This window comes from Faunimonas sp. B44 (genome assembly GCF_052655945.1).
On the sequence record NZ_JBQYEX010000002.1, the window covers coordinates 285954 to 308613 of the forward strand.

Below are 22660 nucleotides of genomic sequence, written 5' to 3' on the forward strand. Positions count from 1 at the left end.
CTACTCCGCCGCTTCAGCGAAAGCGGGCGCCGGGGCCTCGAGGAAGCGCGCCATAAGCGCGTCGCGATCCTGCAAGGCCGTTTCCGCCTGCGCCTGCTTCACGTGCCCGAACCCGCGTATCTTCTGCGGGTAGGCGGCGAGAGCCAAGGCCGTTTCGCGGTTTCGTCCATCCAGCCTTGCGGCGATCGCCTCGACGACCGCCTCGTAGTCCGCGAGCAGCGCGCGCTCCCATCGGCGCTCCTCGGTCCGGCCGAACGGGTCGATCCAGGTCCCGCGCAGGCCGCGCATGCGGGCGAGCAGGCGGAACGCCCGCATCATCCACGGCCCGTAGCTCTGCTTTCGGAGATGCCCCGTCCGCGGGTCGCGCCTGGCGAGGAGCGGCGGCGCCAGGTGGAACTCAAGCCTGTCAAAGGAGGCGAAGGCCTCGGAGAGCTGCCGGTCGAAGGCGCCGTCCGTGTAGAGCCGCGCCACCTCGTACTCGTCCTTGATGGCCATCAGCTTGAACAGCGAACGTGCCACCGCCTCGGCGACCGGGGTTCCCTCCAGCCCCAGGCCGCGCTCCGCCTCGGCCACCCGCCCCACCTGCCGACGATACCGCTCGGCATAGGCGCGATCCTGATAGCCGGCCAGGAACGCGGCGCGGCGATCGACGAGTGTCTGCAGATCCTCTGCGATTTTCTCCTCGCCGGCGCCGGCGGCCCGTTCGACGGAGGCAAGGTCGTGGGCGGCGCGCCGGCCCCATTCGAAGGCGGCGGCATTCAGCGTCTCTGCGACGCCGTTCATCCGGATCGCCTCCAGGATCGAGGCGCGCGAGAGCGGGATGCCGCCCTGCTGCCAGGCGAAGCCGACCATGAACATGTTGGCGGCGATCGCATCGCCCATCAGTCTCGTCGCGAGGCGCTGGGCCTCGACGAAACGGGCCTGACCCGGGCCGGCGCGCTCCTCGATCGCCGCCACCAGACGACGGGACGGCAGGGTGAAATCGGGGCTGCGCGTGAAATCGCCCGGGAAGGTCTCGTGGGTGTTGACGAAGACGCGGCTCGCGCCGGTCCGCATCGCGGCGAGCACCTTCTTCGAGCCGGCGACCACGATGTCGCAGGCGAGCACCGTGTCGGCCTCTTCGGGCGCGACCCGGATCGCATGGATTTCGTCGGCGGTCGGGGCGAGCTTCATGTGGGTCGTCACCGCCCCGCCCTTCTGCGCGAGGCCCGCCATGTCGATGAGCCCGACGGCATGGCCGTCGAGATGGGCGGCCATGCCGAGGACGGCGCCGATCGTGACCACGCCGGTGCCGCCGACGCCGGTGATGAGGATGGACATCCGCCGCTCGAGCGGCGCGATCATTGGCTCCGGCAGGTCGCCGGGCAGTCTCGCCACAGGGTCCGGGGCCCGCAGCTTCGCGCCGTGGACCGTCACGAAGGAGGGGCAGAAGCCCTCGATGCAGGAGAAGTCCTTGTTGCAACTCGACTGGTCGATCGTGCGCTTTCGCCCGAACTCGGTCTCCAGCGGCTGCACCGAAACGCAGTTCGATTTCACGCCGCAATCGCCGCAGCCCTCGCAGACCAGGCTGTTGATCACCACGCGCTTGTCGGGGTCCGGATAGAGGCCCCGCTTGCGCCGCCGCCGCTTCTCCGAGGCGCAGGTCTGGTCGTAGATGATGATCGAGAGGCCCTCCACCTTCCGCATCTCGCGCTGCACCTCGTCGAGCTCGGACCGGTGATGGAAGGTCGTGCCCGCCGGCCATGCGGTGCCGGGCGGATACTTGCCGGGCTCGTCGGAGACGACGGCGATGCGCGCCGCGCCTTGCGCCGCCACCTGCCGGGCGATCCCGTCGACGCTGAGGTTGCCGTCGTTCGGCTGCCCGCCGGTCATCGCCACCGCATCGTTGTAGAGGATCTTGTACGTGATGTTTACGCCGGCGGCCGCGGCGGCGCGGATAGCGAGATAACCCGAATGGTTGTAGGTGCCGTCGCCGAGATTCTGGAAGACGTGTTCACGCGTGGAGAACGGCGCCTCGCCGATCCAGTTCGCCCCCTCCCCGCCCATTTGCGTGAAGCCGTCCGTGGATCGGTCCATCCATTGCGCCATGTAGTGGCAGCCGATGCCGGCATAGGCGCGGCTCCCCTCCGGCACGCGGGTCGACGTGTTGTGCGGGCAGCCCGAGCAAAAGTGCGGCGTGCGGATTGCCACGTCATCGGTTGCCCGGAACACGGCCTCGGCACGCTCCAGGTCGGCCACGCGCGCCGCGATCTCGGCATCGGGCGCGTAGGCGAGGATGCGGCGGCCGATGGCGAGCGCGATCTGCATGGCGTCGAGCGCGCCGGGCGCCTGGAAGAGGATGCGGTTCGCCTCGTCCTTCTTGCCGATGACGACCGGGGCGTCGGCGCGCCCGTAGAGCTGCTCCTTCACCTGGGTCTCGACCAGGGAGCGCTTCTCCTCGACGATGATGATCGTCTCGAGCCCGTCGGCGAAGCGGTTCACGCCCTCCGGCTCGAGCGGCCAGGGCGCGGCGACCTTGTACAGCCGAAGCCCGAGCCCGGCGGCGCGGACCTCGTCGATGCCGAGGAGGTCGAGCGCGGCGAGCGTGTCGAGCCAGCTCTTGCCGAGCGACAGCACGCCGAGGCGAGCGGAAGGGCCGCCCCGCATGACGATCCGGTCGAGCCCGTTCGCGCGGATGAAGGCGATCGCCGCCGGCTTCTTGAAGTTGTGAAGGAGGAGCTCCTGCTCGAGCGGATGCACCCCCGGCCTGATGTTGAGCCCGCCGGGCGGCATGTCGAATTCGGGAAGGACGACCGACACCCGGTTCATCGAGCCGTCCACGACCGCGGTCGATTCGATGTTGTCCTTCATGCATTTCAGGCCGACCCAGGTGCCTGCGAAGCGGGACAGCGCATAGCCGTAGAGGCCGTAATCGAGGATCTCCTGCACCCCGGCCGGGTTCAGGATCGGCATCATGGCATCGACGAAGGCGAACTCCGACTGGTGCGCCACCGTGGAGCTCTCGCAGGTGTGGTCGTCGCCCATCAGAGCGAGCACGCCGCCATGCTTCGAGGTGCCGGCGAAGTTGGCGTGGCGGAAGACGTCGCCGGTGCGGTCGACGCCGGGCCCCTTGCCGTACCAGATGCCGAACACGCCGACGTAACGGCCCTCGCCCCGCATCTCGGCCTGCTGCGAGCCCCACAGCGCAGTGGCCGCGAGGTCCTCGTTCAGGCCGGACTGGAAGCGGATGTCGTTCGGCTCGACCAGCTTCCGGGCCTTCCAGAACTGCTGGTCCAGGCCGCCGATCGGCGACCCGCGATACCCCGTGACAAAGCCTGCGGTGTTGAGGCCGGCCTGGCGGTCCCGCGCCTTCTGCATCAGCGCCAGCCGGACCACGGCCTGCGTTCCGGATATGAAGATCCGGTCGGCGCCGAGATCGTACTTGTCGTCGAGGGTGACCGTTCGCCTGGGCATCGGTACCTCCGTACGCGATCCTCTCTCCGAGACCGCACTTACGTTCGAATCTGGCCCGGCAGCGGGGAAATTTCCATTCTCATTTGGCGGGTTCGGGGAATGAACGGTTCAGCGAAGGCGGAAACGGCGTGGCGCTCCGGTCGATGTTGCGCTGGTATCCCGGGCCGATCGCGAGCGGCTGCTCCGGAAGGACGGCCTGGTCGAGGCGCGACGCGTAGGTCCTTTCGAGGCGCTGGAGCTCGCGCCCCGAGGCGTCGGAGAGCGTCAGGAGGACCCCGTACGGCTGTCCCTTCCGGATGCCGCGGACGGGCTTCGAATCGAGCATGATCCGGTCCCGGCCCGGCACGACGCTCGTGCGGACGACGATGGGCTCGCCGCCCGCGGGGTCCTCGAAACGGGCCTCAACGGTGCTGCCTTCGGGAAGCGGCCGGAGCGGCTTCAGCACGAGCCCGTAGCTCGCCTCGGCGTTGCGATAGTTGAAGACGAAGCCGCCGCCCGCGACCTCGAGATAGGGCCGGTCGCCATCCTCGCTGCAGGCGACGAGAGCCAGGAGGACGGCGAGAAGCACCGCGGGGCGCCAAACGGCCGGCAGGCGTTGCTTCGGCTGCCGGGTGCCGTCGCGCCGGGGCGCCGCAGTGACGAGCACGATCTCCGGCATTCAAACCTCCATACCGGCTCTTGCCGGTTCATGGAATGCGGCGCGGCGCCGGCGGTGCCGCTCGGCCTTGGCGCGGTTCCCGCACGTCGCCATGTCGCACCAGACGCGTGTGGCGTTGCGCGAAGCGTCGATGAAGAGCCAGTGGCAGTTCGGGCAGACCTTCAGCCTGATCAGGGCCTCTGAATGCGCAATTACCAGCACGGACTGGGTGACGGCCGCAGCGAACGGCAGCGGCTTCGCCGTCCCGAGTTCGAGTCCGTGCGCGCCGGCCCGGAGCGGGATGCCCGCGATGAGGTCGTGGTGGAAGCGAAGGATGCGCCGGAGATCGCCTGTCGGCGGCGCAATGCCGAGTGCCGCGGCGCGCAGGAGGTCGTCGACCGCCTCGCGCAGCTCGAGATGATAGGCGAGCGCCATCGATTCGGCACCGGCGCCGCAGGCGATCCGGTACGCGCTGCCGGATCCGCCGTGCCGGCCTGCGGCTGCGACGAAATCCGACAGGTCGTTCCAATCCTTCAGCTTGTCGAAGCGCCGCATCGGATCGGCGCGGAAGCAGACGGTGTTGGCGAAGTCGAGCGCGAGCGCCCCGCCCACGAACTGCCGTTCGGTCCAGATGTTCGCCATGGCGGAAGTCTAACCGGCAAACGCGCCTTGACAAGTTTCCGCTGCATGCATCCGATCGCGATTGCGGGAGCCGAGCCATGCCGGAGCACGTCGCCTATTTCGCCCAGCAGGTCTGGAACGGCCTCCAGGTCAGCGCCTTCTACGCGCTGCTCGCCGTCGGCTATCTGCTCGTCCACGCGGTCACGAACCGGACCAATCTCGCCTTCGGCGCGATCGCCATGTGGAGCGGCCAGACCGCGGTGCTCGCCGCCAGCATGCTGGGAGGCATGTTCTATCTGGCCGCGGGCCCCGCGTTGCTGCTGGCGGTGGCGTCGGCGCTTGCCGGCGCGGCCCTCTTCGGCGTCGTCTTTGCGCGCCTCGTGGTCCTGCCGCTCGCCGAAGGGACGCGGCTCGCCATGCTGGTCGCGACGATCGGGGTCGCCATCGTCCTGGAGGAAGCCGCGCGCTTCGCCTCCGGCAGCAGGGAGCTCTGGCTGCAGCCGGTGCTCGCCATGCCGGTGACGCTCGCCCCGGGCACCTTCAGCGTAGGCGTCACGCTGATGCAGTTCGTGAATCTCGCCGTCGCCGGGACGCTGATCCTCGCGCTTGCCGTGTCGATGGCGCGCCATCCCCTCGGGCGCGCATGGCGCGCGGTGGCCGACGATGCCGGGATGGCGCGTCTCCTCGGCGTCGACGTCCGGCGCGTCCTGACCGGCTCGGTCGTGCTCGGCTCGCTCTATGCCGCCGCAGCCGGGATCCTGGCCGCCCTCTATTACGGCAATGTCAGCTTCTACCAGGGCCTCATGCTCGGCCTGAAGGTGCTCTACGTGGTCGTGCTCGGCGGCATCGGCTCGGTCCCGGCGGCAATGGCGGGCGCGGGCCTGCTCGGCTTCGCGGAGACGCTGTGGTCCGCCTATTTCCCGATCGCATGGCGCGACGTCGCGACCTTCGGTGGCCTGACGCTCCTGCTCGCGCTCCGTCCCGGCGGCCTTTTCGCAGGCGCGCGGCGGATGGACCGCGACCGATAGGCCTGGTCAGGCCGTCTCCCAGCGCCAGAAGTCCGTGCCCTCGCGCGCATAGCGGCCGGCGATGACCATCTTGTGCACCTCGGAGGCGCCGTCGACGAGCCGGGCGCAGCGGGCATATCGGTAGATCCACTCCGCGACCGAATCGGTCGAATAACCGCGCGCGCCCTGGAGCTGCACGGCCGTGTCCGCCGCCAGATGGAGCGTGTCGGCGACGTGCATCTTGGCGATGGACACCTCCTTGCGGGCGAAGTCGCCGCGGTCGAGCTTCCACGCCGCGTGCATGACGAGGAGCCGCCCGACCTCGATCGCCTGCGCGACATCGGCCATCTTCAGCTGGACGCTCTCGCGGTCGGCGAGCCTCACGCCGAAGCCCTCGCGTTCGCCGATGTAATCGGCCGCGATCGCCATGCAGCGCTTCGAGAGTCCGAGCCAGCGCATGCAATGGGTGAGCCGCGCCGGTCCGAGCCGGATCTGCGTCACCTTCAGCCCGTCGCCCACCTCCATGAGACGATTGCGGTCGGGGATCTCGAGCCCGTCGAATTCGAGCTCGCAGACGCCGCCGTGCTCGTCCGGCCCCATGTTCGGGATGCGGCGGACGATGCGCCAGCCCGGCTGGTCGCGGTGGAACAGGAATGCCGTGAGGTGGCGCCGCTTCTCGTCGGGATTCGGATCGGTGCGGGCGACCAGGATGAAATGCCCGGCGAGCGCGGCGCCCGAGATGAACCACTTCCGGCCGCGCACCACCCAGGACTCCCCGCGCCGCTCGGCGGACGTTCGGATCATGCCGGGATCCGAGCCGCCGCCCGGAGCGGGCTCGGTCATGACGAAGGAGGAATTCGCGCCGGCGATGATCGGATCGAGGAACTCCTGCTTCTGCGCCTCGGTCGCGACACGCTCCAGGAGGCGCATGTTGCCGTCGTCGGGCGCGGCGCAATGGAGGCTGCTCGGTCCGAAGATCGACCAGTTCGCCTCCTCGTAGAACGCCGCCAGCTGCACCATGGAGAGCCCGAGGCCGCCACGCGCCTCGGAGATCTGCGGCGCCCAGAGGCCGGCCGCGCGCGCCTCGGCCCGCAGCGCATCGCGCTCGGCAAGGCCGATATTGCCCCATTCGTCCCAGGCGCCGCGCGCGCTTTCATACGGCACGACGTGCTCGCCGACGAAGGCGCGGACGCGGCGTCTCAGGTCCTCGGCACGGCTGTCGAGCGTGAAGTCCATGGCGCTTCCCCCCGTCCTTCGGGGGAGCATCACCATTGGCCGGCGGATCGCAAGAGTGCCGGGCGACCCAGCCGGTTCAGGATTTCGATGCGTGCTCCGGCTTGCCCTTCCGCTTCGTGGCGGCGAGGTCGTGCAACTCCTTCTCGCTCATCGAATCGACCATCGACTTCGAAGCGCCCTTCAGCTTGCTCTTCGGCGTCTCGCCGCGCTTGGCGGAGAGCGCCGCGCCGGCCGCCTTCTGCTGCGCCTTGGATTTCGCGGGCATGGAACCCTCCTTCTTGCTGGCCTGGAACCAACAGGATGGGCGGGTCCGGAGTTCCGGCACCGACGCGTCAGGAGCCGAGCAAATGTCCGCCGTCGACGACGAGATGCGCGCCGGTGATGTAGGCGCCGGCAGGCGAGGCGAGCAGCATCAGCGCGCCGTCCAGATCGCCGTCGCGGCCGAGCCGGCGCATCGGGTTCGCCCGTGCGAGCGCCTTTCCCGCAGCGCCGTCCAGGAACTCGGCGTTGATCTCCGTCCTGAACCAGCCCGGCGCGAGCGCATTCACGCGGATGCCGTGGCGCGCCCATTCGAGCGCGAGCGCACGGGTGAGATGCAGCACACCCGCCTTCGATGCGGCATAGGCGGCGACGCCCTTTTCGACGGTAAGCCCGAGAACGGAGCCGACATTCACGATCGAACCGGGCCGCTCGGCGGCGATCATGCGCTCGGCGGCGTGGCGGGCGACGAAGAACACCGCGTCCAGATTGGTGGCCAGCACGGCGCGCCAGGTTTCCGGCGCAAGCTCGAGGGCGCCGTCGGAATGGGCGATGCCGGCATTGTTGACGAGCACGGTCACCGGTCCGGATGCAGCCTCCACCGCCTCGAAGGCGCGGGCGACGCTCTGCGGATCGAGAACGTCGCAGGCGACGGGAATGGCGCTGCCGCCTTCCTTCTCGATCTCGGTCGCGAGCGCCTCCAGCCGCTCGAGCCGTCGGGCGGCGAGCGCGACCGTCGCGCCGTTCGCCGCGAGCACGCGGGCGAAGCGGCGCCCCAGCCCCGAGGAGGCGCCGGTGACGAGGGCCGTCTGGCCGGTCAGGTCGAAGAGTCCGAGCGCCGGGACGACCGGCTGTTCCTCACTCGCCATAGAGCACCTCCGGGAGCCAGGTCGCGAGCCCCGGAAGATACCAGAGCAGCAGGAGGGCACCGAGTTGAAGCCCGACGAAAGGCGCGACTCCGCGATAGATCGCGAGCGTCGCGACCTCCCGCGGTGCGACGCCGCGCAGATAGAACAGGGCGAGGCCGAACGGCGGCGTCAGGAAGGACGTCTGCAGGTTCATCGCCATCATGACCCCGAGCCAGACCGGGTCGACGGCCCCGCCCCCCGGCACGTCGAGCTTCAGCAGGATCGGCGCGACGACCGGCACGACGATCAGGACGATCTCGAGAAACTCGAGGAAGAAGCCGAGCAGGAACATGACCGCCATCACGGCCAGGATCGCACCGGTCGCGCCCCCCGGGAGATCAGCGAGGAACGCTTCGATCCAGTCGTCGCCGCCATAGCCGCGCAGGACCAGGGAAAAGAGCCGCGCGCCGATCACGATCGCGAAGATCATCGCCGAGATCACCATGGTCGACCGCGCGACCGCGGCAAGCACCGGTCTGCCGTCGGCATCCCTGGCGCGGTGGACGCGCGCAAAGGCGACCGCCGTCCCCCAGACGAGCAGCGCGGCCAGGGCGAACGCCAGGACGATCGCCGCCAGGTCGGCCGCCGGCACCGCGCTGCGCTGGAGCCGGAGATCGAACAGGCGCGCGAGGAGGACGAGGGCGCCGAACGCGGCTGCGCCCGCCACGATCGGCGTTGCGCGCCGGCGGTCCATCCGATGCGCCGCGAGCATGGTCGCGCCGAGGGCTCCGATGCCGGCCGCCTCCGCCGGCGTGGCGAGGCCGACGAGGATGGAGCCAAGGACGGCCACGACGAGCAGAACGGGGGCGAGCAGCGACCGGAGGAGAGTGCGCCCGGCGCCCGGACCGGCTTCTTCCGCCGCGGGCAGCGCAGGGGCCGATGCGGGACGGAGGTGCGCGATCGCCATCTGGTAGGCGAGATAGAGGCCGACCAGCACCAGGCCGGGAAGAAGCGCGCCGGCAAACAGCTCGTTCACGCCGACCGTCTCCGGATCGAAGACGCCCTTCTCGAACTGGGCGTTCTGGTAGGCGATGCCGATCTGGTCGCCGAGGACGATGAGCACGATCGAGGGCGGGATGATCTGCCCGAGCGTGCCGGCAGCCGCGATCGAGCCGGTCGCGAGCGCGGGCGCATAGCCGCTGCGGAGCATGGTTGGCAGCGCGAGCAGGCCCATCGTAACGACCGTCGCACCGACGACTCCGGTCGATGCAGCAAGGAGCGCGCCGACGATCGTCACCGACCTGACGAGACCGCCCGGCCTGCCGCCGAATGCGCGCCCCATCGACAGGAGGAGGTCCTCCGCGATGCGCGAACGTTCGAGCATGACGCCCATGAACACGAAGAGGGGCACCGCGACGAGGACCTCGTTCGTCATGATCGCGTAGATGTTCTGCGGCAATGCGCCGAGGAGCCCGAGCGGAAAGGCGCCGGCCGCGGCCCCCAGCAGAGCGAAGGCGAGAGATGTCCCGGCAAGCGTGAACGCGACCGGAAACCCCGCCATCAGCAGGGCGAAGGTGGACACCACCATCGCGAGGCAGAGAAGATCCGGGAGGCCCAAGGCGGCGCCTATGGCTGCCGCGCCGCCGGCGCCGCGGCGGTATAGCGGTCCGCGCCGGAGCGGAGCGCAAGCCAGGCCCGGAGCGCCAGCCCGACGGCCGCAAGACCGAGCAGCACGGCGAAGACGGGGATGACGGTCTTCAGGAGGAACACGAAGGGGAGCCCGCCGATCTCGGCCGAGCTTTCGCGGCTGCCCCAGGCGTGTTCCACGTAAGGCATCCCGAACAAAAGCACCGACGCGCAGAAGGGCAAGAGAAGCAGAAGCGAGCCCAAGAGGTCTGTCCATGCGCGCCGCCGCGCCGGAGCGTCACGGTAGAGCACGTCGATGCGGACATGGGCATCGCACGTCAGCGCATAGCCGGCTGCGAGCATGAAGACGAGCGCATGGAAGTACCAGACGGATTGCTGCAGCGAGAGGATGCCGATGGAGAACACGTAGCGCAGGACGACGTTCGCGACCTGCGCGAGGACCGTCGCCACGACGAGCCACTTCACCACTTCGCCGATGGATCGGTTGATGCCGTCGATGGTAGAGAGGATGCGCTCCGCGACGCCCATTGCAGGCTCACCTTCGTCTCGCCGGGCCAGACTTCCTCTCTAAGGGGGTGTCGGGCCGACAACAATCACGGAGGCGACCTGCCGCCGGCGCGCCGGGAGGTTGCGAAGCGGCAGGAACGTGCCGACAGGGAGCGCACATGACACCGATCGTGCTCGTCTCGGCCGACGTACGGCTGGCCGACGGCTATACCTGGCACGCCGCGCCGCAGACCTACCTGCAGGCGCTCACCGGGATCGGCCTTGCGCCGCTGATCCTGCCCAGCCTGCCGGGCGCGTTCGGCATCGAGGACGTGCTCGCCCGCGTCGACGGTGTGCTCCTGACCGGCTCGCGCAGCAACGTCCATCCGGCCACCTACGGGGTTCCGCCGTCGGAGAAGCACGAGCCCTACGACCCCGCGCGCGACGCCACGACGCTGCCGCTGATCCGCGCGGCGCTCGATGCCGGGCTGCCGCTCCTTGCGATCTGCCGGGGATTCCAGGAGCTAAACGTCGCGCTCGGCGGGTCCCTCATCACCGAGGCGCAGGAGCGGCCGGGCTCGCTCGATCACCGGGCGCGGCCATCGGATGACCAGGACGTCCGCTTCGGCCTCGCCCACACCGTCCGGTTCGAGCCGGGCGGCGTGCTCGCCGCGGCAATGGGCCGGCACGAGATCGAGGTGAACTCGGTCCATCGGCAGGTCATCGACCGCCTGGCGCCGCGGCTCGCCGTAGAGGCGCTCGCGCCGGACGGGACCATCGAGGCGGTGCGCGTGGCGGACGCGCCCGGTTTCGCGGTGGGCGTGCAATGGCATCCGGAATACTGGGCGGCGTCCGATGCGCCGTCGAAGGCGCTGTTCGCGGCTTTCGCCGGGGCGGTCTTCGCCCAGATGCGCCGCAAGTCGCCAGCGGCGGCCGAATAGGCGCTTCGTCAGCCGATCAGCGCGCCGGCGAGCAGGACCGTGCCCAGCGCGGCGATGACGAGGCCGCCGAGCATCTCCACGCCAAGCACGAGCGCAGCCCCCCTCCGGGATCCCGTCGAGCCGGCGAGCCGCTCGGCCGCCGCCCGGGCGCCGACGGCCAATGTGGCGAGCACCGCAACGGCGAGTGCGGTGCCTAGGGCCATCAGGAAGGTCGAGGCGACCCCAGCCCAGAAGATGCCCTGCGCCAGCGCGAAGACCAGCACGATCAGCGCGCCGGTGCAGGGCCTGATCCCGACGGCGAGGATCGCGGCGGCGGCGCCGCGGATCCCGTTCGCCTTGGCCGCCACTTCCGGGGACGGCGCATGCGCGTGTCCGCACCCGCAGGAATCGTCATGGCCGTGGTGATCGTGATGGGCATGCACGTGAAGGGCGGCCACGCCCGCGCCGACGGGGGCCATGACGGGTCGCGGGCGCAGGAGGCGGGCGGCCTCCCGGAGCTTGCGCGCGAGGATGACGATTCCAAGCGCGGCGATCAGCAGGTAGCTTCCGACCTCGAGCACGCGCGCAGTGTCGGTGATGGCGAAGCTCGTCATCCGGAGCGCAGCGGCCATGATCGAGACGATCAGGATCGCCACCACCGCCTGCGCCATCGCCGCCAGGAAGGCGATCAGCACGCCGCGGCGGGCGCTCTGCTTCGTCGCCACCAGGTAGGAGGAGATCACGACCTTGCCGTGCCCGGGGCCCGCGGCATGCACGACGCCGTAGCTGAACGAGAGCCCCGCCAGCCACCAGAAGGCGTTGCCGTCCTCGCGCAGGGCCTTCAGGGCGCCCGTCAGGTCGCGGTAGAACTGCCGCTGCAGGTCCGCGATCCAGGGCAGCCACCCTCCCCCGCTTTGGTCGGGCAATCCGACGCCGAAGGGCGAGGTCTGCGCCATGGCGGGCAGCGCGAGGAGGAGGACCAGCGCGGCGACGAGGAAGCACTGCGCCGCCACGGATGCGCCGCGCCCGCTCACCGGCAGGCGACCCTCGCCGCGTTCTCGGTGCCGGCGGCGAGTTCCTGCAGTTCAGGCGGCAGTTCGCGCTGGTCCGGCCCGATCGTGGCGAGCGCCGCCTGCGCCTGCGGCGACAGCTCCTTCGCGAGCTGGACGGTCAGGGTACAGCCTGCCGGCGCGTCGACCAGGCGCACCGCCTCCTCGCTCGGCAGCGAGAAAGCCACGAAATATTCGGGGTCGCCGACCTCCAGAACGACCTCGCCGGAGGGCTTGAGCGGCCGGGCGAGCGGGAGCGTGTAGTGCAGCGTCAGGAAGCCGTCCTGCTCGTCGAGCCAGTAATCGACCGGTGCGGAGAAGCCGGCGGAATACTCGCCGATGCCGAGCCAGGTAAAGAACTCGTACTCGCTCAGCGATTCCACGTTCACCTGGGCGAGCGGCTGGAGTTCGTGCTTCGAAAGCCTGCCGTCGCCGTCGGTGTCCAGCCCCTGGGCGGCGAAGGCGGAGAATGCCTCGTCGAAGCGCCAATGATGGCGAACGGCGGTGATCTGCCCGGTATCGTCGAACACGATCTCGGAGGCGGCATCGACCCAGACATGGGGATGCGCCGCCGCCGTCGAGACCGGGACGGCGAGCAACGCCGCCGAAAGAAGAAGTCCGCGAAACACGATGATCAGCCCTCGCCCGCGACCGCCCGAATCGCGCCACCTCGTCCGAAGCCGCAATAGCAGCCTCAAGCCGGCGAAATCATGGTGACGAGCACCCGGTCAGCAGGTTCGGCCGGCGCGCCGCTCCGACTCGTACCAGGCGACGAGATGGTCGATGAAGGCCCGCACCTTGGCCGGCATCCGCTCCCGGTGCGCGTAGACGGCGAAGACGCCGAGGCCGTCGAGCTCGTACGCGTCGAGCACGGTCACGAGGGCGCCGCGCGCGATGTGCTCGCGAACGAGCACCCACGGTCCCCGTGAGAAGCCGAGGCCGGCGAGCGCGGCCGAAATCGCCGCAACGGGGCTGTTCGCCTGGACACGCCCGGTCACGCTCGTCGTGATGCGGCTGTCGCCGTCGCGGAACGGCCAGTTGGCGCGGGAGCGGAGGTTGGTGTCAACGATGCAGGGCAAGCCGGCGAGCTCGGAGGGATGCTCCGGCCGGCCATGGCTCGCGATCAGCTCGGGCGCCGCATAGACGACCACGCGGAAGTCCGCGAGCTTGCGGGCGATCAGGCTCGAATCGGCGAGCGCGGAAATGCGCACGGCACAGTCGTAGCCCTCGTCCACCACGTCGACGAAGCGGTCCTCGAGGTGGAGCTCCAGGCGGATGTCCGGATGGCGGGACACGAAGTCCATGATGACGCGGCTGAGCGCGCTCTCGCCGATGGCGCGCGGCACGGAAATCCGCAGCCTGCCCTGCGGCGCCTGCGACGATGCCTCCAGCGTCTCCCGGAGATGGTCGACACGCCGCAGGATTTCCTGCCCCTCCTCGTAGGCCGCCTCGCCGGCCTCAGTAAGCGAGAGCTGCCGCGTGGTGCGGTTCAGGAGGCGCGCGCCGAGCTCGTCCTCGAGCTCGGAGACGTATTTCGACATCAGTGCCTTGGAGCGCCCCGTCTGCCGCGCCGCAGCCGAGAACCCGCCTGCGTCGACGACTGCCACGAAGGCGCGCATGCGGGTGATCGCGTCCACCTGCGTCAGGCCAGCGAAGCCGCGAGCTCGACCAGCGCGCGGTCCGAGCCTCGCGGGCCGATCACGGAGATCCCGAACGGGCAGCCGTCGAGCCTGGCGAGCGGGATGGAGACCTGCGGCAGCCCCGAGAGCCCCGAGATCGCAAGCATACAGAGCGCACGCTCCCGGAACGCCTGAAGCCCGTCCCCGGACAGATCGCTCGGCGGTGCGATCGACGGCACGCTCGGCAGGACGAGCACAGCGTCGTCGCCGAGAAGGTCGTCCATCCGGCCCCGGACTCCTTCCCGCTCCGCGTCGGCCTTCGCCTTGGTCTCGTCCGTGACGGTGCGACCGAACTCGAATCGCTCGCGGACGCCGGGCGTCATCACCGGATTGCGCGCCTCGATCCAGGCGCCGTGCGCGCGCCACGCTTCCCACGCCTGGATGTGACGGAAGAGCCAGTACCAGCGCTCCAGCCCCTCAGGCGCCACCGTCACCGGCTCGGCCGGTCCGAGCCGCTCATCAATCCGCGCTTCGGCACCGGCGAGCGCCTCCGCCTCCCGCTCCGAGAGGAGGAGCGCAAACGCATCGTCGGCCCGCAGCACCCGCCGGAACCGGACCGGCGCGGGGTCCTCACCGAGGAAAACCGGCGCCACCCGTGCGAATACGGCCGCGTCATCGGCGAAATAACCGGCGGTATCGAGCGAGGGCGCGAGCGGCATGGTGGCGTCGAGCGGCACGCGCCCATGCGTCGGCCGGATGCCGAAGAGGCCGCAATAGCTGGCGGGCGCGCGAACCGACCCGCCGGTGTCCGACCCGATCGCGAAATCGCAGAGCCCGGCCGCGGCGGCCGCGGCGGAGCCGGAGGAGGATCCGCCTGTGATCCGCCCCGGGGCGCGGACGTTGACGGGCGAGCCCGTATGCATGTTCTGGCCGTTGAGCGAGAAGGCCAGTTCATCGGTGTTCGTCTTGCCGACGAAGCGCGCGCCGGCGTCGAGCATCCGCTGCACGACCGGCGCACTGGCGGCCGCGACGGGGCTCTCGGCGAGCTTGACCGGGCTGCCGCAGCCGGTCCGATAGCCGGCGACGTCGTAGATGTCCTTCACGGCGAAGGTGAGCCCCTGCAGCGGGCCGGCTTCGGCCGAGGCCACCGGCACCCGGTCGCAGCGCACGAACGCCCCGATGTTGTCCTCGGCGACCGTGCCGCTCGCATCCATATGCAACTCCTCTGGTCGGTCACTCGAAAGGCCGGGCGCCGGACGGCCGCGGCGTGCTCCGCACCGCCCTCGGATCAGGCAATGAGCTGAGCGTCGTAGCCGGCGCTGATCACCGCGTCGATAAGCTGCTGCGATGTTACCGTTTCGCCGTGCTCGACGCTGGCCGTGTGGTGGTCGGGGTGGACCCGCGCCCGAAGCACGCCCGGGACGCAGAGGAGCGCATCCTCCACCTTCTGGATGCTCGCGATACCGTCGAGCCCGACGATCCTCAGCTCCGTGTGATCCATGTCCGTCCTCGCCCGCAAGAGATGAAATCAATGATGACGAGGAAGCGGGCCGCTTGCCAGCAGTTCGGAGAGATCGGCGCGGGAAACCTCGTGCAGCAGTTCGGCAAAGCAGCGCGACTGGTGCGCGGCGATCGCGGCGCCGGTTTCCGCCGTGGCGGCGGCTGCGTTTCCGACCACGCCTTCGGGGTGGAGATCGCCGGCGAGCCAGCCGAACCCGACTGGGCCGTAGGCCCTGAGATGGCTGTTCTCCGCGACGAGGGCCGTCTGGCGCGACGGGAACATGCGCGCAGCGTCCATCGAAACGAGATCCGGGCGGAAGCGGAGCATCAGCGCGGTTTCCACGAGCCCGCCATGCACGCCCGCAACCCGTTCCAAATCGTCGACCATTCCATCCGGATAGCCGAAGCGGTTCCAGGTGAGATGGACGGCGAGCATCCCGTGCCGCGCGCGGAGCGCGAGCGCGGCCGCAAGCATTCCGGCGACGTTGCCGCCGTGCGCGCTGACGAAGACGAGCTTCTTCAGGCCCGAGGCGGCCACGGACCCGCCGATCCGCTCGAGCGCGGCGGTGAAGAGCGCCTGCGAGAAATCGAGCGTGCCGGCGAAGGCCGCATGCTCCAGGGAAGCGCCGATCGTCATGACCGGCAGCGCGATCACGTCCACGCCCGGCGCAAGGCGACGCTCCGTCTCGGCGAGCAATCCCTCGGCGATGAAGGCGTCGGTGCCGGTCGGGAGATGCGGACCGTGCTGCTCCGTCGCCGCCAGTGGCGCAACGACGACGGCGCGCTCCGCATCGAGGTCGCGGAAGTCGCCCGACTTCATCTCCTGCCAGCGGGAAAAAGCCATTTCTATACCTGGATCGCGGCGGCGCGCAGGATCGCCCGGCACCCGACGGGAAGCAACACCGCAGCCAGGGTGTTGATGCTGCGGGCGGGACGGGAGATGGTCCGGCGCCGATGATACCGACTTTCCGTTTCGCCCCGAGCCCGAACGGCTACCTGCACCGGGGGCACGCGCTCTCCGCGCTTCTGAACTTCCGGGCGGCGGAGCGGCAAGGCGGGCGTTTCCTGCTCCGGATCGAGGACATCGACCGCACCCGCGCCCTCGCCCGCTACGAAGACGCCATCTATGAGGACCTCGGCTGGCTCGGGCTCGCCTGGGAGGAACCTGTCCTGCGCCAGAGCGCGCGCTTCCCGGCCTATGGCGCGGCGCTCGACAGCCTGGCGAAGCTCGGCCTCCTTTATCCCGCCTTTCTCTCGCGCGGCGAAGCGGCCGGGCTGATCGCGGATCGGGAGCGGAGCGGTAAGCCCTGGCGGCGCGATCCGGACGGCGCACCACTCTATCCGGGACTGGAGCGGGACTGGTCCGACCAGCGCCGGAGGAGTGAAATAGCGAGCGGGCGACCCTATGCGCTCCGACTCGACATGGCCCGCGCGTCCGGCGGTCTGCCCCCGCTCGGCTGGACCGAAGCGGATCCGTTCGCTCCGGCCGTCCGGTCGCGTCGAACGGCCGAGCCGCTCGCCTGGGGCGACGTCGTGCTCGGCCGCAAGGACGTGCCGGCGAGCTATCATCTCTCGGTGGTGGTCGACGATGCCTTCCAGGGCGTGACGCACGTCGTCCGCGGCCGGGATCTCGCGGCGGCGACATCCGTCCATCGCGTGCTCCAGGCGCTGCTCGGCCTCCCCGAACCGCTCTACTTCCATCATCGCCTGGTGCTCGACGAGAACGGACACAAGCTGGCGAAGTCGCGCGGCTCGCAGGCGATCCGGGTCCTGCGCGCGGCCGGCGTTTCGCCGGCAGAGGTCGCCGCAGGAATCGGTCTCTAGTCGAGCACGGCGCGCAGCACGGCCAACCATCCGACCATCGTCACGAGGGCAAACCCCGTGGAAAGGGTCATCACGGTGGAGGCGAGCGCCTCGCCGGTCCGGAACCGGCTGGCCAGGATGAAGGCGTTGACGCCGGTCGGGCACGCCGCGACGAGGGTGGTGACCTCGACCGCGAGCGGAGGCAGGCCGAGCGCCATGCCGAATGCGAGCACCACTGTCGGCAGCAGAACGAGCTTCACCGCGGCCATCGCCGATGCCTGCCCGAACCGGCCGCGCAGGCCGTAGCGGGCGAGGCCGATGCCGGAGGCGACGAGTGCGAGCGGCCCCGCCGTGCGTGCCAGCGCATCGACGATTTCACCGAACGGCCCGGCGAGCGGCAGGCCGAGCCCTCGCCAGAGCGCGCCGGCCAGAATCCCGACGATGACAGGATTGCGGACGAGCTCCGCCCCGAGGTTCAGGAGCGCATGGCGCGGCCCGGCCGCCTCGCCCGCGACGGCGTCCGTCCGCAGCGCCCAATCGTGCATGAGGAGCGCCGAGACCATGATCACGGGCGTGTGGATCGAGATGATCACCAGGGCGACCACGACGCCCCGGTCACCGTAGATCTGCTGCACGAAGGGCAGCCCGATCAGCACCGTGTTGGCGAAGGCGGCGGACACGCCGCCGACGACCGATCCGCGGGCATCCCGGCCGAAGGCGCGGCGCATGAGCACATGCGCCACCAGCCAGACCACGACGATCCCGCCGTAATAGGCGCCCCAGATCCGCCACGGCGACACGCCGCCCAGATCGGCGGTCGCGACGGTGCGGAAGAGTAGCACGGAGATGGCGAAGGTGAAGACGAACTCGGAGATCCCCTCGCCCGCCGCCGCGCTGAGGATCCCGAGGCGCCGAGCCGCGTAGCCGATCGCGATCAGCCCGAAGACCGGGAGAACGACGTCCAGGAACTGGATCACGCAATGGCCCTCGCCGGTCGGGAGGAGAGGAATCTGGGTGCGGGCCTCTGGCGGGAGGTGCGTGCCTGCCATAGACCCCGTTCAACGCTCTGGAAAGCTGGCGGGCCACGCGATGCGCGAACGCGGAACGATCCTCATCACCGGCTGCTCGTCCGGGATCGGAGAGTGCTGCGCCCACGGAATGAAGGCACGCGGCTGGCGCGTGTTCGCCACGGCACGGAAGCCCGAGGACATCGATCGGCTGCGGGCGGCGGGACTCGACGCGCTCTACCTGGACTACACGGAGGACGATTCGATCGCCGCCGCGGTGGAGAGCATGCTCGCGGCGACCGGCGGACGGCTGGACGCCCTCTTCAACAACGGCGCCTACGCCCAGCCCGGCGCACTCGAGGACCTCACGACCGAGGTGCTGAAGGAGCAGTTCGAGGCGAACTTCTTCGGCTGGCACGCCCTCACCCGCCGCGTGGTGCCCGTCATGCGGCGGCAGAAGTCGGGGCGGATCGTGATGAACTCGTCCGTCCTCGGCTTCATCGCGCTGCGCTTCCGCGGCGCCTACACCTCCACGAAGTTCGCGCTCGAGGGCTACAGCGACACGCTGCGCATCGAGGTGGAGCGGGCCGGCATTCGCGTCGCGACCATCGAGCCCGGGCCGATCGCGAGCCGCTTCACGGAGACCGCGCTGCGCTACGCCCAGAAGAACCTGCCCATCGAGAGCTCCGTTCATCGGGAGGCGTACAGGCGGCGGCTCGCATCGATGGCGAAGGGCGGCAACACCCGCGGCCAGCTCGGGCCCGAGGCGGTTCTCGACGCCGTCGTACATGCCTGCGAGAGCGACCGGCCCCGGACACATTACTACGTCACCCAACCGACGCGGCTGATGGCGTTCGCCCGCCGCGTCCTGCCTCGTTCCACCCTGCACCGGGTGCTAAAGCGGGGCTGACAGGAGAGCCGCTTGCCCGACCTCATCCCCGCCACCGACCGGCGCTCGCTCTACGCGCTGGCCGGCTTTGTGCTCGTCTGCTTCGGGATCGCCGCCATCGGCGGGGCGGTGACGACGCCGAAGATCGGAGGCTGGTATGCCGCACTGGCCAAGCCGGACTTCCAGCCGCCGAACTGGGTGTTCGCGCCGGTCTGGAACGTACTCTATGCGCTCATCGCACTCGCGGGGTGGCGCGTCTGGCGGGTCCGGGGAATGCCGCTGGAGCGCCGGATGGCGTTCCGAGCCTACGCGCTCCAGCTCGCTCTTAACCTGTCCTGGTCGATCGCGTTCTTCGGGTTCGAGAGCCCGCTGGCGGGGATGGCGATCATCCTCAGCCTGGTGACCATGATCGTCTGCACGATCGCGCTCTTCTGGCGCGTCGATCGGGCGGCTGCGCTGATGCTGCTGCCCTATGCCGCGTGGGTCGGCTACGCCACCGCCTTGAACGTCGCCATCGTCGCGCTCAACTAGCGGGCTTCTCCACAGGATCTCTCATGAACTCGCTTTTCCAGGTGATCACGCCGATCGCGATGGCCGTGGTCGTCATCATCCTTCTCCTCGGGCTCTGGAACATGATGCGCGGCGGCAGCGCCAACACCTCGCAGAAGCTGATGCGCGCCCGCGTGATCGCGCAGTTCGTGGCGATCGTGCTGGCCATGACCGCGCTCTGGTTCATGGGCCGCTGAAGGCGCTGTCTTCCGAGCCGGAGCGGGTGTCGCAGGCGGGCGACATCGTGGCCCAATCGCCTGGCCGCCGCGTCCGTCCGGCCCGTTCTCCTTGCATCCGGCAGAGTACGAGGCTAGCGATGTCCGTCTTCGGCAGGTACGGTCATGCGCCTCGCGGTCACAGCTCTCGTCCTCCTCCTCGCAGCCGGAACGGCCGGGGCCTCGGACATCCCGATCGACCTGCCCGCCGCTCCGAGCGCGGACCTCTTCACGCCTGAGCCGGTCGCGAGCCGCGGCGGCTTCATCGACGAGATTCGGGCCGGCGCGACTATGTTCGTGGACGACCGCGACTTCGTCCGCGAAGACGGCGTGTTCGTTTCCGGCGAGATCCTGTTCTCCCGATTCGTCCCCGAGCTCGAGAACCCGATCCTCAACGTCCTCCTCAGGCCGCGGCCGCATGTCGGCGCGACGGTGTCGACGGCCGGAAAGACGAGCCAGCTCTATGCCGGCCTGACCTGGGACATCCCGCTCGGGCGCTTCTTCATCACGGGCAGCTTCGGCGGGACCGTCCACAACGGCGAGACCGACCCGCAGCCGGTGCAAACGGAGCCCTGGACCGGATGCAGCGTGATGTTCCGGGAAAGCATCGGGCTCGGCTTCAACGTCACCGACCGATGGAGCATCATCGGCGCTGTCGATCATTCTTCGAACAGCGGGCTCTGCACGCCGAATGACGGCCTGACCCACGCCGGCGTCTGGGTCGGCTACAAGTTCTGAGATCCGGCGCTCCCGCCGCGTCCGAAACCGAGCGGGCTCGAGCATGGTCGTTCTGAACAAGATCTACACGCGCACCGGCGACGACGGCACGACCGCGCTTGGAACCGGCGAGCGGCGCCCGAAATACGACCTTCGCATCGAGACATACGGCACCGTCGACGAGACGAACGCCGTCGTCGGCGTCGCGCGCGCGGCGCTCGGCGCGAACTTCCCCGAGGTCGACGCCATGCTCGGCCGCATCCAGAACGACCTCTTCGACCTCGGCGCCGAACTCGCCACGCCCGACGACGGCGCTCCGAAGAGCTACGAGCCGCTGCGGGTCATCGATTCGCAGGTCGCGCGGCTCGAATCGGAGATCGACACGCTGAATGCAGACCTGCAGCCGCTCCGCTCCTTCGTCCTGCCGGGCGGCAGCGCCGCCGCGGCGGCGCTGCATCTGGGACGCACCGTCTCGCGGCGCGCCGAGCGGCTGATGGTGGAACTCGCCGCCCAGGAGCCGGGCACGGTGGGCGATCCGGCGCTGCGCTACGTCAACCGGCTCTCCGACTTCCTCTTCGTGGCGAGCCGCTGGGTGAACGCAAAGGGCGAAGCGGACGTGCTCTGGGTGCCGGGCAAGAACCGCTAGTGCGATGTTCGTCCCGCTCTACGATTACAATCCGCTCCGCCACCTCACGCGCCCGTACGTCAACTACGCCATCATGGCGGCGACGGTGCTTTCCTTCTTCCTATTCGGCGGGCTCGACCAGGCAGCCTTCGAACAGGCGGCGATCGGCCTCGGCTTCATTCCGGCGGTCATCCACGACCTGGCGGTGCTGCCGCCCGGCGCCGAGATCGTCCCGCAAGGCGCGACCTACGTCACCTACGCCTTCATGCACGCCAACCTCTTGCATCTCGGCGGCAACCTGATCTTCCTCTGGGTGTTCGGAGACAATGTCGAGGATGCCGTCGGGCACCTGCGCTACCTCGCCTTCTATCTCGGCTGCGCTGCGGCCGGCGCGCTGGTGCACGGCGCCGTGCATCCTGATTCGACCTTGCCGCTGATCGGCGCCTCCGGCGCCGTGGCCGGCATTGTCGGGGCATACCTGGTCCTTCACCCGCGCGTGAAACTGTGGGTGCTCCTGCTCGGCCGCATTCCGCTGCGGCTTTCCGCGGCCTGGGTGCTCGGGGCCTGGGCCGTGTTCCAGGTCGGGAACCTGTTCCTCGCGGTGCCCGCCGACGGCGAGCAGGTCGCATGGTGGGCGCATATCGGGGGCTTTGTCGCCGGCGCGCTGCTGATCCTGGTCCTGCGCCGCCGGGCCGTCCCGCTCTTCGACCGGAACCTGCCGGACCATCCGACCCGCTGAGGGGGCATGCCCGGCGCGGCTTGCGCCCCTGCCCCCGCAAGGCTAGTTCCCTTCCCGGGAATTCGGAGGAGCGCAATGAAGGTTCTCGTGCCCGTCAAGCGGGTCATCGACGCCAACGTGAAGCCGCGCGTGAAGGCGGACGGCTCCGGCGTCGAGCTGGCGAACATGAAGATGTCGATGAACCCGTTCGACGAGATCGCCGTCGAGGAGGCGCTGCGTCTCCGCGAAGCCGGGACGGCGACCGAAGTGGTTCTCGTGTCGATCGGGCCGGCGCAGGCGCAGGAGACGATCAGGACGGGCCTCGCCATGGGCGCCGACCGCGGCATCCTGGTGCAGGCCGACGGCGCGGTCGAGCCGCTCGCCGTCGCCAAGATCCTGAAGGCCGTCGTGGAGCAGGAGGCGCCCGAGCTCGTGATCCTCGGCAAGCAGGCGATCGACGACGACGCGAACCAGACCGGGCAGATGCTGGCCGCCCTGCTCGGCTGGCCGCAGGGCACCTTCGCGTCGAAGATCGCCATCGCCGACGGCCGCATCGCGGTGACGCGCGAAGTCGATGCCGGGCTCCAGGTCCTCGACCTCAAGCTGCCGGCGATCGTGACGACCGACCTCCGCCTCAACGAGCCGCGCTACGCCTCGCTGCCGAACATCATGAAGGCCAAGAAGAAGCCGATCGACACGAAGACCGCCGCCGATTTCGGCGTCGATACGGCGCCGCGGCTGGAGGTGATCGAAACGCGCGAGCCGCCGAAGCGGAAGGCCGGCGTGAAGGTCACGTCGGTCGCCGACCTCGTCGACAAGCTCAAGAACGAAGCGGGCGTCCTCTAGGGCGGAACGG

Annotated in this window: 25 protein-coding genes; 10 read left to right on the forward strand and 15 right to left on the reverse strand. The window is 69.8% G+C overall.

Features of this window, described 5'->3' with window-relative positions; translation table 11 throughout:
- The 3 genes from ACUN0C_RS04575 to ACUN0C_RS04585 all read right to left on the reverse strand — a co-directional run bounded on the left by ACUN0C_RS04575 (window position 1) and on the right by ACUN0C_RS04585 (window position 4732).
- Window positions 1-3453: an indolepyruvate ferredoxin oxidoreductase family protein gene (locus tag ACUN0C_RS04575; protein ID WP_445465139.1), complete on the reverse strand. Its 3453-nt coding sequence runs from the start codon at window positions 3451-3453 to the stop codon at window positions 1-3.
- Window positions 3454-3532: 79 nt separating this feature from the next.
- Window positions 3533-4111 (reverse strand): hypothetical protein, encoded by a 579-nt coding sequence (locus tag ACUN0C_RS04580; protein WP_445465140.1) that lies wholly within the window; start codon window positions 4109-4111, stop codon window positions 3533-3535.
- A complete protein-coding gene (locus ACUN0C_RS04585) occupies window positions 4112-4732 on the reverse strand; it encodes a CGNR zinc finger domain-containing protein (protein WP_445465141.1) in 621 nt (206 codons plus the stop codon).
- 77 nt (window positions 4733-4809) lie between these two features.
- On the opposite strand from ACUN0C_RS04585, the gene ACUN0C_RS04590 reads away from it, so the two are divergent.
- Window positions 4810-5739, forward strand: a complete 930-nt coding sequence (locus tag ACUN0C_RS04590) for a branched-chain amino acid ABC transporter permease (protein WP_445465142.1) — start codon at window positions 4810-4812, stop codon at window positions 5737-5739.
- Window positions 5740-5745: 6 nt separating this feature from the next.
- Here ACUN0C_RS04590 and ACUN0C_RS04595 read toward each other — a convergent pair whose 3' ends face one another.
- From ACUN0C_RS04595 to ACUN0C_RS04615, 5 genes are all read right to left on the reverse strand, one after another.
- Complete coding sequence (locus ACUN0C_RS04595; RefSeq protein WP_445465143.1) at window positions 5746-6954, reverse strand: acyl-CoA dehydrogenase family protein; 1209 nt, start codon at window positions 6952-6954, stop codon at window positions 5746-5748.
- 76 nt (window positions 6955-7030) lie between these two features.
- Window positions 7031-7219, reverse strand: coding sequence for a DUF3008 family protein (locus ACUN0C_RS04600; protein WP_445465144.1), 189 nt, complete (start codon window positions 7217-7219; stop codon window positions 7031-7033).
- 67 nt (window positions 7220-7286) lie between these two features.
- Complete coding sequence (locus ACUN0C_RS04605) at window positions 7287-8081, reverse strand: SDR family NAD(P)-dependent oxidoreductase (protein WP_445465145.1); 795 nt, start codon at window positions 8079-8081, stop codon at window positions 7287-7289.
- Window positions 8071-9648: a TRAP transporter large permease gene (locus ACUN0C_RS04610; protein WP_445465438.1), complete on the reverse strand. Its 1578-nt coding sequence runs from the start codon at window positions 9646-9648 to the stop codon at window positions 8071-8073. The genes ACUN0C_RS04605 and ACUN0C_RS04610 overlap by 11 nt, the downstream gene beginning before the upstream one ends.
- Before the next feature lie 38 nt (window positions 9649-9686).
- Window positions 9687-10235 carry a TRAP transporter small permease subunit gene (locus tag ACUN0C_RS04615; protein ID WP_445465146.1) on the reverse strand — a complete coding sequence of 183 codons (549 nt, stop codon included), beginning with the start codon at window positions 10233-10235 and terminating at the stop codon, window positions 9687-9689.
- Window positions 10236-10372: 137 nt separating this feature from the next.
- Between ACUN0C_RS04615 and ACUN0C_RS04620 the strand changes: the two genes are divergently transcribed.
- Window positions 10373-11134 (forward strand): gamma-glutamyl-gamma-aminobutyrate hydrolase family protein, encoded by a 762-nt coding sequence (locus ACUN0C_RS04620; protein WP_445465147.1) that lies wholly within the window; start codon window positions 10373-10375, stop codon window positions 11132-11134.
- An 8-nt stretch (window positions 11135-11142) separates the two neighbouring features.
- On the opposite strand, the gene ACUN0C_RS04625 is transcribed toward ACUN0C_RS04620, so the two are convergent.
- The 6 genes from ACUN0C_RS04625 to ACUN0C_RS04650 all read right to left on the reverse strand — a co-directional run bounded on the left by ACUN0C_RS04625 (window position 11143) and on the right by ACUN0C_RS04650 (window position 16125).
- Window positions 11143-12147, reverse strand: a complete 1005-nt coding sequence (locus ACUN0C_RS04625) for a nickel/cobalt transporter (RefSeq protein ID WP_445465148.1) — start codon at window positions 12145-12147, stop codon at window positions 11143-11145.
- Window positions 12144-12791: a DUF1007 family protein gene (locus ACUN0C_RS04630; protein WP_445465149.1), complete on the reverse strand. Its 648-nt coding sequence runs from the start codon at window positions 12789-12791 to the stop codon at window positions 12144-12146. Before ACUN0C_RS04630 ends, ACUN0C_RS04625 begins: the two co-directional genes overlap by 4 nt.
- Before the next feature lie 99 nt (window positions 12792-12890).
- Window positions 12891-13799, reverse strand: a complete 909-nt coding sequence (locus ACUN0C_RS04635; protein ID WP_445465150.1) for a LysR substrate-binding domain-containing protein — start codon at window positions 13797-13799, stop codon at window positions 12891-12893.
- 5 nt (window positions 13800-13804) lie between these two features.
- A complete protein-coding gene (locus ACUN0C_RS04640) occupies window positions 13805-14995 on the reverse strand; it encodes an amidase (RefSeq protein ID WP_445465151.1) in 1191 nt (396 codons plus the stop codon).
- A gap of 74 nt (window positions 14996-15069) precedes the next feature.
- A complete protein-coding gene (locus ACUN0C_RS04645; RefSeq protein ID WP_445465152.1) occupies window positions 15070-15282 on the reverse strand; it encodes a cation transporter in 213 nt (70 codons plus the stop codon).
- 27 nt (window positions 15283-15309) lie between these two features.
- Window positions 15310-16125 carry a creatininase family protein gene (locus ACUN0C_RS04650; protein ID WP_445465153.1) on the reverse strand — a complete coding sequence of 272 codons (816 nt, stop codon included), beginning with the start codon at window positions 16123-16125 and terminating at the stop codon, window positions 15310-15312.
- A 110-nt stretch (window positions 16126-16235) separates the two neighbouring features.
- On the opposite strand from ACUN0C_RS04650, the gene gluQRS reads away from it, so the two are divergent.
- A complete protein-coding gene (gene gluQRS, locus ACUN0C_RS04655) occupies window positions 16236-17105 on the forward strand; it encodes a tRNA glutamyl-Q(34) synthetase GluQRS (RefSeq protein WP_445465154.1) in 870 nt (289 codons plus the stop codon).
- Here gluQRS and ACUN0C_RS04660 read toward each other — a convergent pair.
- Complete coding sequence (locus tag ACUN0C_RS04660; RefSeq protein ID WP_445465155.1) at window positions 17102-18133, reverse strand: AEC family transporter; 1032 nt, start codon at window positions 18131-18133, stop codon at window positions 17102-17104. The genes gluQRS and ACUN0C_RS04660 overlap by 4 nt on opposite strands.
- A 40-nt stretch (window positions 18134-18173) precedes the next feature.
- Here ACUN0C_RS04660 and ACUN0C_RS04665 point away from each other — a divergent pair, with 40 nt between their 5' ends.
- From ACUN0C_RS04665 to ACUN0C_RS04695, 7 genes are all read left to right on the forward strand, one after another.
- Window positions 18174-19001 (forward strand): SDR family oxidoreductase, encoded by an 828-nt coding sequence (locus tag ACUN0C_RS04665; protein WP_445465156.1) that lies wholly within the window; start codon window positions 18174-18176, stop codon window positions 18999-19001.
- A 12-nt stretch (window positions 19002-19013) separates the two neighbouring features.
- Complete coding sequence (locus ACUN0C_RS04670) at window positions 19014-19511, forward strand: TspO/MBR family protein (RefSeq protein WP_445465157.1); 498 nt, start codon at window positions 19014-19016, stop codon at window positions 19509-19511.
- 23 nt (window positions 19512-19534) lie between these two features.
- Window positions 19535-19726 carry a twin transmembrane helix small protein gene (locus ACUN0C_RS04675; protein ID WP_445465158.1) on the forward strand — a complete coding sequence of 64 codons (192 nt, stop codon included), beginning with the start codon at window positions 19535-19537 and terminating at the stop codon, window positions 19724-19726.
- A 144-nt stretch (window positions 19727-19870) separates the two neighbouring features.
- Window positions 19871-20482, forward strand: coding sequence for an acyloxyacyl hydrolase (locus ACUN0C_RS04680; protein ID WP_445465159.1), 612 nt, complete (start codon window positions 19871-19873; stop codon window positions 20480-20482).
- Between the two features lie 43 nt (window positions 20483-20525).
- Window positions 20526-21107: a cob(I)yrinic acid a,c-diamide adenosyltransferase gene (locus ACUN0C_RS04685; protein ID WP_445465160.1), complete on the forward strand. Its 582-nt coding sequence runs from the start codon at window positions 20526-20528 to the stop codon at window positions 21105-21107.
- Window positions 21108-21111: 4 nt separating this feature from the next.
- Window positions 21112-21825, forward strand: coding sequence for a rhomboid family intramembrane serine protease (locus tag ACUN0C_RS04690; RefSeq protein ID WP_445465161.1), 714 nt, complete (start codon window positions 21112-21114; stop codon window positions 21823-21825).
- 75 nt (window positions 21826-21900) lie between these two features.
- Window positions 21901-22650 carry an electron transfer flavoprotein subunit beta/FixA family protein gene (locus ACUN0C_RS04695; protein WP_445465162.1) on the forward strand — a complete coding sequence of 250 codons (750 nt, stop codon included), beginning with the start codon at window positions 21901-21903 and terminating at the stop codon, window positions 22648-22650.
- Window positions 22651-22660 lie beyond the last annotated feature (10 nt).

Coding starts and splice junctions, on each gene's coding strand:
- ACUN0C_RS04575 (WP_445465139.1), bottom strand. CDS start 3,453: ATGCCCAGGCGAACGGTCACCCTCGACGACAAGTACGATCTCGGCGCC.
- ACUN0C_RS04580 (WP_445465140.1), bottom strand. CDS start 4,111: ATGCCGGAGATCGTGCTCGTCACTGCGGCGCCCCGGCGCGACGGCACC.
- ACUN0C_RS04585 (WP_445465141.1), bottom strand. CDS start 4,732: ATGGCGAACATCTGGACCGAACGGCAGTTCGTGGGCGGGGCGCTCGCG.
- ACUN0C_RS04590 (WP_445465142.1), top strand. CDS start 4,810: ATGCCGGAGCACGTCGCCTATTTCGCCCAGCAGGTCTGGAACGGCCTC.
- ACUN0C_RS04595 (WP_445465143.1), bottom strand. CDS start 6,954: ATGGACTTCACGCTCGACAGCCGTGCCGAGGACCTGAGACGCCGCGTC.
- ACUN0C_RS04600 (WP_445465144.1), bottom strand. CDS start 7,219: ATGCCCGCGAAATCCAAGGCGCAGCAGAAGGCGGCCGGCGCGGCGCTC.
- ACUN0C_RS04605 (WP_445465145.1), bottom strand. CDS start 8,081: ATGGCGAGTGAGGAACAGCCGGTCGTCCCGGCGCTCGGACTCTTCGAC.
- ACUN0C_RS04610 (WP_445465438.1), bottom strand. CDS start 9,648: ATGGTGGTGTCCACCTTCGCCCTGCTGATGGCGGGGTTTCCGGTCGCG.
- ACUN0C_RS04615 (WP_445465146.1), bottom strand. CDS start 10,235: ATGGGCGTCGCGGAGCGCATCCTCTCTACCATCGACGGCATCAACCGA.
- ACUN0C_RS04620 (WP_445465147.1), top strand. CDS start 10,373: ATGACACCGATCGTGCTCGTCTCGGCCGACGTACGGCTGGCCGACGGC.
- ACUN0C_RS04640 (WP_445465151.1), bottom strand. CDS start 14,995: ATGGATGCGAGCGGCACGGTCGCCGAGGACAACATCGGGGCGTTCGTG.
- ACUN0C_RS04645 (WP_445465152.1), bottom strand. CDS start 15,282: ATGGATCACACGGAGCTGAGGATCGTCGGGCTCGACGGTATCGCGAGC.
- ACUN0C_RS04650 (WP_445465153.1), bottom strand. CDS start 16,125: ATGGCTTTTTCCCGCTGGCAGGAGATGAAGTCGGGCGACTTCCGCGAC.
- gluQRS (WP_445465154.1), top strand. CDS start 16,236: ATGATACCGACTTTCCGTTTCGCCCCGAGCCCGAACGGCTACCTGCAC.
- ACUN0C_RS04660 (WP_445465155.1), bottom strand. CDS start 18,133: ATGGCAGGCACGCACCTCCCGCCAGAGGCCCGCACCCAGATTCCTCTC.
- ACUN0C_RS04665 (WP_445465156.1), top strand. CDS start 18,174: ATGCGCGAACGCGGAACGATCCTCATCACCGGCTGCTCGTCCGGGATC.
- ACUN0C_RS04675 (WP_445465158.1), top strand. CDS start 19,535: ATGAACTCGCTTTTCCAGGTGATCACGCCGATCGCGATGGCCGTGGTC.
- ACUN0C_RS04680 (WP_445465159.1), top strand. CDS start 19,871: ATGCGCCTCGCGGTCACAGCTCTCGTCCTCCTCCTCGCAGCCGGAACG.
- ACUN0C_RS04685 (WP_445465160.1), top strand. CDS start 20,526: ATGGTCGTTCTGAACAAGATCTACACGCGCACCGGCGACGACGGCACG.
- ACUN0C_RS04690 (WP_445465161.1), top strand. CDS start 21,112: ATGTTCGTCCCGCTCTACGATTACAATCCGCTCCGCCACCTCACGCGC.
- ACUN0C_RS04695 (WP_445465162.1), top strand. CDS start 21,901: ATGAAGGTTCTCGTGCCCGTCAAGCGGGTCATCGACGCCAACGTGAAG.